Genomic DNA, 12,800 nt, shown 5'->3' on the forward strand with positions numbered 1-12,800 from the left:
AGTATGAATATGAGTAAATAAAGAAAAAATATAATAGATAATAAAACAAGAATTTGAATTCTTATTTAAAGAATGAATATATTGTAAATTAATACTTTTCATAAATTAAAGTTTATGATATTATTAAGTAAATAGTCAGAAAATAATGATAATTTACTTTTATCAATAATTTCAAAAGAAGATTATGGTATAGGGGGATTTTAAGATGTCCAAAGATGTTAAAAAAATAGCATTATTAACCGGAGGAGGAGACTGCCCAGGATTAAATGCGGTAATAAGTTCTGTAACAAAAACAGCAATATTAAACTATGGATACGAAGTTATTGGATATAAATTCGGATATAGAGGTCTATATAACAATGATTTTATTCCGTTAGATTTATCAACCGTATCAGGTCTTATATCGCGAGGAGGAACAATACTTTATAGTTCAAACAAAGATAATTTATTTGACTATTCAGTAGAAGAAGAAGGGAAATTTGTCAAAAAGGATGTTTCAGATGTAGCGGTTGAGAATCTTAAAAAAGAAGGTGTAGACGTTTTAATTGTTATTGGTGGAGATGGTACATTAACATCAGCTAGAGATTTCGCGCGTAAAGGAGTAAATGTTATAGGTGTTCCAAAGACAATTGATAATGACTTAGGATCAACAGATATAACTTTTGGGTTTAATACTTCAATTGCTATAGCGACAGAAGCTCTAGATAGATTGCATACAACAGCAGAATCACACCATAGAATTATGATATTAGAAGTTATGGGAAGAAATGCAGGGTTTATAGCATTAGAATCAGGAATTGCTGGATCAGCAGATGTTATTTTATTACCTGAAATCCCATATGATATTAATAAAATTGTTGAGAAAATTGAGAGTAGAAAAAAACACGGAAAATTATTTACCATTATAGTAGTTGCTGAAGGAGCAAAACCTAAAAATGGTGAAGTTATGGTTGCTAAAATAGTTAAAGATAGTCCAGATCCAATTAGACTTGGTGGTATTGGAAATAAATTAGCTAATGATCTAGAAGATTTAGTTAAAGATAGAGAAGTTAGATGTACAGTTCTTGGTCATATTCAAAGAGGTGGAATAACAAATACTTATGATAGAATATTATCTACAAGATATGGTGTCGGTGCAGTAGAACTTATAAATAAAGGTAAGTTTGGAAGCATGGTATGTTTAAAAGGTAATGAAATTACTTATGATAGTCTTGAGAATGTCATAGGAAATAACAAACAAGTAGACCCGGACGGAGAATTGGTAAGTGTAGCAAAGAAGATAGGAATATCATTTGCTGATTAATTAACTTATGAAGAGTACTAATTTAGCAATAAATTAGTACTCATAGGATACCTAATGACATTAAGAGTATTTTTAGAAAGCGGTGGGTATTATGAAAGAAATTAAAAGATATTTAGAATCTAGAATAGGAACATATTCATTTTTCTTTGAGGATTTAGAAAGTGGATTTAGTTATGGATACAATGAAAATGTACAGATGACAAGCGCAGGGTGCATGAAATTACCAATAGCCGTATCTGTAATAAAATATATTCAAGATGAGAAGGGTTCGTTTTTAGATAGAGTTAAGATTGAAGAAGAAGATAAGGTTTATGGAACAGGAATACTCCATGAATTTGACAATAGAGAATACACTATATTTGAATTATTAGTTGCAATGTTAATACAAAGTGACAATACAGCAGCTAATAAACTTATTGAAATAGTTGGTATTGATAACATAAATGAAGATATAATTGCTCAAGGATTAAAGAACACTAAATTAAATAGAAAGACATCAGACGAAAGAGCAACGAGTAGTGGTATTGAAAATATAACTAGTGCTTTGGACTTGGCAAGAATATGGAAACACTTATATAACTCGAGTTATTTAAACGAGAAAAATAGCACAATGCTTATAGATATATTACAAAGACAGCAAATGAAAAATAAATTAGCTTTATATATACCTGATGACTTAAAGTTTGAAATTTCAAGTAAAACAGGAGATAAATCTAGCGTTGAAAACGATACAGCGCTAATTCATACTCAAAAAGGATCATTCACATTTACTGTTCTTTCAATGGGAATACCAAATAGTGTGTATGGAACAGTTACACTTGCTAAGTGTGGTAAGATGATGTGGGATAGCATAATGAATAATTTTTAGGCATATGAAAGAAAATAGATTAGTATACCTATTTGTTACTTTTTCAATATGTCCAAATGCCTAACGTAATAACTCCTAGAATACTAGGAGTTATTTCAATGTTTGCTTATAAATATTAAATTAAGTATAGGGTCTTCATCGATAATTAAACTCATACTGCGATATATTCCCTAACTTGAAATCAATGATATTCTTTTGTGTAGTGTTTCTAAGGAATATCATTGATTTCGGTGGGGATGCACATAAGTTCGATTCTCATTGCGGAACCCTATATTAATAAACAAATAATGACCTTAACATATACGTTGAAATATAACTTAACTAGAAATGAGCAGCATACTTTTGTGGAATGTTTCATAAGGAATTTTTATGGTAGTGATTCTTAGGATAGAAGTTGTTCCAAATATGCTAGTTCAAAGCTTGTCTTTGAGGCCAGCATTTTGGGCACAACTTTTGTTCTTAGAATCACCCATAAAAATTCCTTAGAAACTGGAACAAAAGTATGATACTCATTTCGGTGAGTTTATTGCATAAATCTAAGTTTTAGCTTGTTTATGTATGGAGTAAATTATTTATATTGACAGAGCCTCTAAGAAATGTTATTCTTACACAAAGAATAACCTTTAATTTGATTCAGAGAGATCAATAAGGAAGTTATATAATGCCAATAGTCTAGGATTATTATGCCTTCCTTTGTATAAAAGGAAGGTTTTTTTGAATATCCCTTTATATAATTTCCTCCCTTTAAATTAACACAGAGAGGTTAACAAGGAGTGATGATAAAAATGACAAAAGATATTAAACATCTAATAGAGCCTATGGACTTTACAGTAGAGGAATTAGATGAAATATTCAATTTAGCACATCAAATAATAGCACATCCAAAAGAATTTTCGCATATTTGTGACGGGAAAATTCTAGCTACATTATTCTATGAGCCAAGTACAAGAACGAGATTGAGCTTTGAAGCTGCAATGATGAGACTTGGTGGTAAAATTCTTGGGTTTTCAGAACCAAATTCAACATCAATTTCAAAAGGTGAGACTTTAGCTGATACAATCAAAATGGTGTCCATTTATTCGGATATAATAACTATGAGACATCCAAAAGAAGGTGCAGCAAAAGTTGCTAGTATCTATTCAAATGTTCCAATAATAAATGCTGGTGATGGTGGACATCAACACCCAACTCAAACTTTAGCAGATTTACTTACCATTACAAGTTTAAAAGATGGTTTAAATAATCATGTTGTTGGAATTTGCGGAGATTTAAAATTTGGAAGGACAGTACATTCACTTATAAAAGCAATGTCTAGATACAAAAATAACAAATTTGTGTTAATATCACCAAAAGAATTAACAATACCACAATATATAAGAGAAGAAATATTAGAGAAGAATAATATTGAATATATAGAAGTAGAAAAATTAGAAGATGTGATTGATAAGTTAGATATTCTATACATGACAAGAGTTCAAAAAGAGAGATTCTTTAATGAGGAAGAATATTTAAGATTAAGGGATAGCTACATATTAGATAATGCAAAAATGAAATTTGCTAAGGATGATATGATAGTAATGCATCCACTTCCAAGAGTAAATGAAATCGCAAGTGAAGTCGACGAAGATAGTAGAGCTTCATACTTTAAGCAAGCTGAATATGGAATGTATGTGAGAATGGCATTAATGATTAAGCTTTTGGGGGTGATGTAAAATGCTTGAAATTACGAGTATTAAGAATGGAATAGTTATTGACCATATACAAGCAGGAATGGGAGTTAAGATATTTAATTATTTAGAATTAGGCACTAATGATTGTAGTGTTGCCCTAATAATTAATGCAGATAGTAAGAAGCTTGGAAAGAAGGACATAATTAAGATAGAAAACTGTTTTGAACTTGATTATACTGTCTTAGGCCTACTCTCACCTACAATAACAATTTGTGAAGTAAAAGATGAAAATATCATCAACAAAGTTACACCAACATTACCGAATAAGGTGGAAAATATAATAAAGTGCAAAAATCCAAGTTGTATAACGAGTCAGGAAGAATACGTACCTCATTCTTTTGTTCTAGTAGATAAAGAGAATGGAAGATATAGATGCGAATATTGTGATGAAATAACAAAACTTTCAGAAATGTAGAAAAATTTAAGAGGTGTTATATGGAACTGTTAATTAAAAATGCAAGAATAGTAGATGTAACTCAAGATTTTACAGGAGACATTTATATTAAGGACGGATTAATTGAGGAAATAGGACAAAAAATCTTCAAAGAAGATGTAGAAACTCTTGATTGCCAGGGGAAGATTTTAATGCCTGCATTTATAGATACTCATGCACATTTTAGAGATCCAGGACTAACATGGAAAGAAGATATCGAAACAGGTTCTAGAGCGGCACTAAAAGGTGGGTATACAGGGGTTTGCCTTATGGCAAATACAAATCCTATATGTTCATCAAGAGAAACCTTAGAATATGTAAGAAATAAATCTAAAGAAGTTAACTTAGTAGATATTCATCAATGTTTATCAGTTACAAAGAATTTTGATGGAGTTACATTAAGCCATCTAGAGGAACTTTCAAATGATAAGGAAATTAAAGCAATTTCAGATGATGGAGTAGGGGTATCTAACTCTAATGCAATGCTTGAAGCCATGGAAATTGCTAAGAAAAATAACTGGGTTATAATGTCTCATGCTGAAAGTCCTGAATTCTCAAAAGTAGATATGAGAATAGCTGAGAATATGATGACAATAAGAGATGTAGAACTGGCTAAATTAAGCAAGGCTAGGCTTCATATGTGTCATGTGAGTACAAAAGAAGCAATAAAATGTATAATTGATGGAAAAATGAGTGGTGCAAATATAACATTAGAAGTTACACCCCATCATATTGCACTAACAAGAGATATAAATGATTATAGAGTAAATCCTCCAATAAGAGAAAAAGAGGATGTAGATGCAATAATAAATGCTATAAAACTAGGTATGGTTGATACAATAGGAACTGATCATGCTCCACATACAGCTGAAGAAAAGATGAAAGGCTCCCCTGGAATGGTTGGAATTGAAACAGCATTTTCAATCTGCTATACAAAATTAGTTAAAGAGAATAATATATCTTTAAATAAATTAAGTGAGCTAATGTCTTATAATCCAGCAAAGCTTTTAGGAATGAATAAAGGAAAAATCAGCGTTGGAGTAGAAGGAGATCTAGTTCTAGTAGATACTAATAAAAGCCTAAATGTAAATCCAGAAGAATTTGCATCAAAAGGAAAAAATACACCATTTACTGGAATGGAATTCTATGGAGAAGTTTTCATGACAATAAAAGGTGGAGAGATTAAATTTATTAAAAGTGAATAATTAATAATGAATGATAAAGGGAGAGATTCCAAAGGAATTTCTATAAATAAAATTAAATTAAGAAATTACGAAGTAAAAAGTGAGAATCGAAATTTTATATTTCGCTCTTCGAACTTTCTCTGTAAGCTTCAACCTTAATTATTCATCATTAATCATTCATTTAAAGAAGGGTGATTTAAATGACAAGTTACATAATTGATAAGTTATACAATAGAGTTGAAGAAAGAGGAGTAGTTTGTGTAGGATTAGATACTGCATTAAGCTATGTTCCAGAGCATATAAAAGAAGGTAGAACTGAAAGTGAAGCTATCTTTGAATTCAATAAACAAATAATAGATGCGACGTGGGATGTATCAGCATGCTTTAAGGTGCAGATTGCTTACTATGAAGCATTAGGATTAGAAGGATTAATTGCATATAAAAAGACTTTAGATTATTTAAGAGAGAAAGATGAAATCATAATAGCTGATATTAAAAGAGGCGATATAGCAGCAACAGCAACTATGTACGCAAAGGCTCATTTTGAAGGGGACTTTGAGGCAGATTTTATAACGCTAAGTCCATATATGGGAATGGATAGTATTGAACCATACTTGCCTTATTTAGAAAAAGGCAGTAAAGGAGTGTTTAGCTTAGTTAGAACTTCAAATCCAGGGGCAGAAGATATTGAGTATTTAGATACCATGGAAAATAAGAAAGTTTATGAAGTTGTAGCAGATAAGATAACTGAAATGGGGAAAAACTATACTGGAAATTGCGGATATACTGCGATTGGCGGTGTTATTGGATGTACTCATGTTGAAGAAGGAAAGAAAATAAGATCAAACTATAGCAATATGTTTTTCTTAATACCAGGATATGGTGCGCAAGGCGGGAAAGCTGAAGATGTTGCACTATACTTAAATAATGGAAATGGTGGCGTTGTAAATTCTTCAAGAGGAATACTTCTTGCTTATAAGAAAGATAATAGGGCAGAAGAGTTTGCTTTATGCGCTAGAGAAGAAGCTATAAAGATGAGAGATGCAATAAGGGAAGCAGTAAAGAGTATATAAATATTACATTAAAGATAACTTAAGGAGGCGTAGTTATGGCTATAACTTACAGAAATGCAAAAGTGGTTTCAAATAAAGAGATCTCAAAAGATATATATAAATTGGTAGTTGAAGATGATGCAGAAATAAAGGCAGGTCAATTTTATATGTTAAAACTAAATGGTGCAACATTTCTGCCAAGACCAATAAGTATATGTGAAAAATCTGAGAACAAACTAACATTTTTATATGCTGTTGTAGGAAACGGAACTAAAGAATTTACAAAGCTAAAAGAAGATGATCAAATAAGCTTAACAGGGCCTCTTGGAAATGGGTTTGATTTAGAAAAAGAGTATAACAAGGTAGCATTAGTTTCAGGCGGAATAGGAACAGCACCAATGCTGGAACTTGCGAAAAAACTAAGAAAGAGAAATCCAGATCAAAAAATAGATCTATATGTAGGTTTTAGAGATGATGTTTACTTAATTGATGAGTTAAAAGAATATGTAAATGAAGTTTATATATCAACAAATACAGGAAAACATGGTAATAAAGGATTTGTTACAGATATTTTAAAACCAGAAGATTATGATACAGTTTTATGTTGTGGACCAGAAATTATGATGAAAAAAGTTATAGATATGTGTAAAGAAAAGAATGTTGCTGTATATGTGTCTATGGAAAAACATATGGCATGTGGAGTTGGTGCATGTTTAGTCTGTACGTGTAAGACAAAAGATGGTCATAAGAGAACTTGTAAAGATGGTCCAATTTTTGATGGATACCATGTTGAATTGTAATAACCAAAGGAGGAAAATAATATGATGAAAGTAATTATTAATAATGTAGAATTTAAAAATCCTGTAATAGCTGCATCAGGAACCTTTGGTTTTGGTGAAGAATTTAATGATTTTTATGATGTTGGAATTCTTGGGGGAATATCTTCTAAGGGACTTACAATAAACCCTAAGCAAGGGAACGAAGGAATAAGAGTATATGAGACTCCATCAGGAATGATGAATTCAGTTGGATTACAAAATCCAGGAATAGATGCATTTATAAAAAATGAGCTTCCTAAAATGAAGAAGTACGGAACTAATGTTATAGCTAATATTGGGGGAGGATGCTTAGAAGATTATGAAGCGGCTGTAAGTAAAATTAATAACAGCGATGTTGATATGATTGAACTTAACATTTCTTGTCCAAATGTAAAGCATGGGGGAATGGCTTTTGGAATTAAATCGAAAGTTGCATATGATGTTGTTAAAGAAATTAAAGCCATGACTAATAAGCCGCTAATGGTTAAGTTATCACCTAATGCAGAAGATATAGTAGATATGGCCTTAAAGTGCCAAGAAGCAGGAGCAGATTCTATTTCATTAATAAATACATTAAAGGGAATGGCTATAGATGTATATAAAAGAAAGCCAGTATTTAATAATGTAACGGCAGGTCTTTCGGGACCAGCAGTAAAACCAATTGCACTTAGAATGGTGTATGAAGTAGCTAAAGCAGTTGATATTCCAGTTATAGGCCTTGGAGGGATATCTAATGGAAGAGATGCTATAGAATTCATGATGGCGGGAGCAAGTGCGGTGCAAATAGGAACAATTAACTTTGTGAATCCTATGGCTGGAAAAGAAATAATTGAAGAAATGGAAAGTTTTTTAAAAGAACAAGGTATTAGGGATATTAACGAGATTGTAGGAATAATATAGAAACATAATAATACAGAGTTTAAGTATATCAACATATATTGGAGGAATTATTAATGAAAGCATATAAAAAAGAGTTTATAGATTTTATGATAGAATGTGGAGTATTGACATTTGGAGATTTTGTTACTAAGAGTGGAAGAAAGACTCCGTTCTTTGTTAATACAGGCAACTATCAAACAGGAAGCCAATTAAAAAGACTTGGAGAATTTTATGCAGAAGCGATAAAAGAAAACTTTGGAGACGATTATGATGTATTATTCGGACCAGCATACAAAGGGATTCCGCTAGGTGTCACAACATCTATTGCACTGTCTAGCTCATTTGATATTGATGTGAGATATTGCTCAAACAGAAAAGAAGTAAAAGATCATGGAGATACAGGAATTCTTTTAGGAAGTAAATTAAATGATGGAGATAAAGTATTAATAGTTGAAGATGTTACAACAGCAGGAACTTCAATTTATGAAACTATGCCTATTTTAAAAAGCCAAGCAGATGTTAATGTTAAAGGTCTTATAATATCAGTAGATAGAATGGAAAGAGGTCAAGGAGAACAATCAGCACTAGTTGAAATAAGAGAAAAATTCGGATTTAAAACTTGTGCTATAGTAACAATGGCTGAAGTTATAGAATACTTATACAACAAAGAAATTAACGGAACTATACTTATAACAGACGAAGTAAAAGCAAGAATAGACGAATATTACAAACAATATGGCGTAAACTAAAAATACTTGCAGTGTGATGGTACTTTAAGATTACTGCCAAAAAAACGAAATGGAATAGATGTGTTTGCTTCGGTTCTTTGAAGATTTTACTGGATGATTCTAAGATTATAAGTTGTACCCAAAGTGCTTGCTTCAAGGGCTACGCCTTGAACAAGCATCTTTGGAACAACTTATAATCTAGAATCACAGCCAGCAAAATCTTCTAATGAACGCTGCGCAAAAACATCTATTCCATTTCTTTGTTTAGTGTAAATTTAAAATAAATTATATTTAAGCAAGTATTTTTATATTTTTCCCGCTAGGAGTATCTTTAATGAAGGGTGTTTACAGTCTTTAAAAAAATTTATATACTTTTAATATACGAAACATATGAAATTGAAAAAAGGTGTTTGTGAAATACTTATAGTTATAGCAATACAAAGAAATAGAATACATATATGTGGAGTCAGGCATAGAAAAATAAGCTGCTGGAGTATCTTAATGGGAAGTTGTTCCACTTCCGCTTGTCCTGTGCTTGTCACAGGAACACGCAGAAGTGGTGCAACTTTCCATTTAGATATTCCCAGCGAAATTTTTCACAGTCCTGCGGAACATATATGTATTCAATTTCGGTTGTTCATTGCTTTACTTTAAGTTGTGATAAAATACAGTTACAAGGAGGGCTTATGAATATTTTAATTACTAATGACGATGGAATAAATGCTCCAGGAATAATTGCTTTAGCTAAGGAGGTTTCTAAGGAGCATAAGGTAATAATTGTTGCACCAAGGGAACAGAAGAGTGCTTCCAGCCATTCTATTTCAATACACAGTCCTATTAAAATAAAGGAAGAACTTATTGAAGGTTTAGATTGCAAGGCCTATAGTGTAGTAGGAACTCCTGCTGATTGCACTCAAGTTGGATTGTCATTTTTAAAGGAAAATATAGATGTTGTAATATCAGGTATAAATAAAGGGCCTAATGTTGGGACTGATATTTTATATTCTGGCACGGTTTCAGCTGCTATAGAAGGTGCTATATACGGAATTCCATCAATTGCAGTTTCAATGGATGTTGATTATGAAAAAGATGATGAGAATTATTCAAAGGCTGTAAAATGGGCTATAAAGGTTTTAAATATAGCGAAGGAAAAATACATGGAAAGTGATGTAGTTCTAAATCTTAATATTCCGAATTTAGATGAAAGAGATATAAAGGGAATTAAAATTTGCAAGATTGGAAAATCCACTTATAAAACGGAATATATCCTTTTAGAAAGTAATGAAGAAGGCGATTTATATACAACAAAAGGAACAAGAAATGATATAGAAAAAGATGAAACGGACTTATACTATTTATCAAAAGGCTACGTTACTCTAACGCCACTTCATTTTGATTTCACAAACTTTGATATATTAGAAAAGGTAAAAGGAATTTTTGAAATATAGATTCCTAAATTAAGAAATAGGCTTATGTGCGACTTAATATAAATTAAATTCATTTTTACTCTTTAGGGCTATGAAAACCCATATAACATTATAAATATATTTTTATATAAAACTATATTCATATGAATATTTTATACTTTATGTATAACACGTTGGCTCATCCGCTGATAACAGCAATAAGCTTCTATAATTTAGATTTATCGATACCAATCAAACCTAATATTTGAATTAAGTATTTATGCAGACAACCAAATTACAAGTTTGATTTATGTTTTGATATTGATATTACACCAGAAAGAGAATGTGCTCTTTTACGCAGTGTTTCATTGAGAATTTGGCTGTAGGATTTCTTCAGTAGAAGTTGTTCCAGATGTGCTTGTCCTTTGCTTGTCAAAGGAGCATGCATAACTGGGTACAACTTCTACTGCTAAGTGAGAATCCAAATCTTGTATTTGGTTACTCGAACTTACTCAGCGAACGAATGTGAGTCGAGTTTCATCTTTCCACAGCCAAATTCTCTAGAAACCGAGTAACAGAGCACCTTCTCTTTCGGCGAGTTATCGCATAAGTCTAAATTATGGCTATTTATCTATAAGTTCGTTAATGTGAACAGTGGTATATTCATTATCTTTTAGAGCTTTAACTATTCTTTGTAATGGTGAGTTTTCATCATAGTTTACATTTATTTTAGTACCATTTATGCTAAAGTTTATATAATCTATTTCTATAGATGGATGATAGTAAAAACTATTAAGTATGTCAGGATCATCTTCGTTAAGCTTGTCTATTATACGGGTAGTATCAGTTGAAGGGTCTGATATACGACCTAACGGTGTTGGAACATATAAATGATAATTATCTGGTTTATAAATATTCTTCTTTGAATAATCGTAAGGTTCATATATAAATTGAAAATACTCGCTAATTATTTTCTTCTGTTGATCTGTATCTCGATAATGAGGACTTTCATAATATGAAATAGGAATATTCAAAGCACTTGCCGTGTCTATACCTTTCTCAATTACAGCTCTAGTTTCAGATTCTGTACTATTTACGTCTTTAGACATTTCTTCACCAGTTCCGCTTGCATCATTTCCTGATTGATGGGTATATCCATGTAACCCAATTGCTCCGCCTTTATTAATCATATAATCTAGTACATCTACAAAGCCCACATTTGTTATATTGTTAGTCACCAGTAAATCGTTATCGAAATTAGCTGAAGGAACCACAAATCTTGGCATCCATGAAACATGAAATTTCATGCCATTTGAGTAAAGGAAATTTGTTATAAGTTTTATCTTTGTTTGATTTTTGTCTACAATATTTGAATATCCGCAGCCGAAATCCTCTAATCTAATTAATGCAACTTTATCTGAATATAGAATTGAAGATTCCTCTGGAGGTTTAACAGTGTTCGGAAGTAGACTTACCTTTTTGTTTTGAAAGTCAAATACGGCAAATAGATCGAATATTTCTTCTATATCCGAAATTGAAATATAGTAGCTTCCGTTACTATTTATTAAATTACCTCGAAGAGAACCTGACTTAGAATTTTTTTCATAAGAAGTTTCGGTTAATGAAATATTATTCTCTTTATTAGTTATTGAGATAGAATCATTTGAGCTATCCAAAGTATAGTTAAGTTTAGTGCAAATGAAACTAAGCGGTATATAATATCTTTGAGCTTTAAGAAGCATAGGAACATTGGAGATGTTAGTTTCGCTTAATATATCCAACTTAATACCTGAAACCTTTGTCACGGCTCTATCTGTAAAGTTTAGTTTTGACGTATAGATACTTTTAAAGTTTGGTTCTGGAAGCAAGTTTGAGTATAAGGTTTTATTAATGATCGTAACATTTTTTTTGAAGAAATTAAAATAAGAAAGAATCTCATAAGTGATACTCATAAATAAAAATAGTCCTAAAAAAGAAAATATAAAGGTTTTTCTATTTCGTTGCATATGTTTTTTTCTCTCCTTTTAATTATGTATAAATGGTTTATGTAAGAAAATTATACCACTTTTATGTGTCAATTGTGCTTTGAAAATGTTAAAACTATGTTATATTTTTAAGAAAGGGTTGACAATAAAAATATAATAATATTTATTAAATGCAAATACGAAGATATGCTAATTGAAAGTGTGTTATAAAATAAACAAACTTTAATAGATATTAGAATGTATAAATTAAATCTTGTAATGCTATAATATATTTACCAGTACTACCAATATGATCTAAAAAAATAGAATATTATAATAAATAAGGTTAGAGTATCCAGTATACAGAGAATTATTTTACATATTAAAACATAATTTAATAACAACATATTGTAATATTCTATACAATGTATATAC

The 12,800-nt window shown here is 30.9% G+C and carries 11 protein-coding genes; 10 read left to right on the forward strand and 1 reads right to left on the reverse strand.

The features are described 5' to 3' along the window. Positions 1-205: 205 nt before the first annotated feature. From CLCHR_RS22235 to surE, 10 genes are all read left to right on the forward strand, one after another. Positions 206-1,303, forward strand: coding sequence for a 6-phosphofructokinase (locus CLCHR_RS22235; protein WP_079442092.1), 1,098 nt, complete (start codon positions 206-208; stop codon positions 1,301-1,303). A 91-nt stretch (positions 1,304-1,394) separates the two neighbouring features. Further along, positions 1,395-2,171, forward strand: coding sequence for a serine hydrolase (locus tag CLCHR_RS22240; RefSeq protein ID WP_079442093.1), 777 nt, complete (start codon positions 1,395-1,397; stop codon positions 2,169-2,171). Positions 2,172-2,956: 785 nt separating this feature from the next. After that, positions 2,957-3,883: an aspartate carbamoyltransferase gene (gene pyrB / locus CLCHR_RS22245; RefSeq protein ID WP_079442094.1), complete on the forward strand. Its 927-nt coding sequence runs from the start codon at positions 2,957-2,959 to the stop codon at positions 3,881-3,883. A gap of 1 nt (position 3,884) precedes the next feature. After that, a complete protein-coding gene (locus CLCHR_RS22250; protein WP_079442095.1) occupies positions 3,885-4,316 on the forward strand; it encodes an aspartate carbamoyltransferase regulatory subunit in 432 nt (143 codons plus the stop codon). A 20-nt stretch (positions 4,317-4,336) separates the two neighbouring features. Next, positions 4,337-5,539, forward strand: a complete 1,203-nt coding sequence (locus tag CLCHR_RS22255; RefSeq protein ID WP_079442096.1) for a dihydroorotase — start codon at positions 4,337-4,339, stop codon at positions 5,537-5,539. A 179-nt stretch (positions 5,540-5,718) separates the two neighbouring features. Further along, the gene (gene pyrF / locus CLCHR_RS22260) at positions 5,719-6,591 is read left to right on the forward strand and encodes an orotidine-5'-phosphate decarboxylase (RefSeq protein ID WP_079442097.1); all 873 of its coding nucleotides are present in this window, start codon (positions 5,719-5,721) and stop codon (positions 6,589-6,591) included. 35 nt (positions 6,592-6,626) lie between these two features. Then, the gene (locus tag CLCHR_RS22265) at positions 6,627-7,370 is read left to right on the forward strand and encodes a dihydroorotate dehydrogenase electron transfer subunit (RefSeq protein WP_079442098.1); all 744 of its coding nucleotides are present in this window, start codon (positions 6,627-6,629) and stop codon (positions 7,368-7,370) included. A 21-nt stretch (positions 7,371-7,391) separates the two neighbouring features. Beyond that, positions 7,392-8,288: a dihydroorotate dehydrogenase gene (locus CLCHR_RS22270; protein WP_079442099.1), complete on the forward strand. Its 897-nt coding sequence runs from the start codon at positions 7,392-7,394 to the stop codon at positions 8,286-8,288. 53 nt (positions 8,289-8,341) lie between these two features. Beyond that, positions 8,342-9,016 carry an orotate phosphoribosyltransferase gene (pyrE, locus tag CLCHR_RS22275; protein ID WP_079442100.1) on the forward strand — a complete coding sequence of 225 codons (675 nt, stop codon included), beginning with the start codon at positions 8,342-8,344 and terminating at the stop codon, positions 9,014-9,016. Positions 9,017-9,681: 665 nt separating this feature from the next. Continuing rightward, positions 9,682-10,443 carry a 5'/3'-nucleotidase SurE gene (gene surE / locus CLCHR_RS22280; RefSeq protein WP_079442101.1) on the forward strand — a complete coding sequence of 254 codons (762 nt, stop codon included), beginning with the start codon at positions 9,682-9,684 and terminating at the stop codon, positions 10,441-10,443. A gap of 581 nt (positions 10,444-11,024) precedes the next feature. Here the strand turns inward: surE and CLCHR_RS22285 are convergent. Next, complete coding sequence (locus tag CLCHR_RS22285; RefSeq protein ID WP_079442102.1) at positions 11,025-12,407, reverse strand: DUF2334 domain-containing protein; 1,383 nt, start codon at positions 12,405-12,407, stop codon at positions 11,025-11,027. Between the last annotated feature and the right edge of the window lie 393 nt (positions 12,408-12,800).

The sequence above is a fragment of the Clostridium chromiireducens genome, assembly GCF_002029255.1.
In the GTDB taxonomy this organism is placed as follows: Bacteria; Bacillota; Clostridia; order Clostridiales; family Clostridiaceae; genus Clostridium; species Clostridium chromiireducens.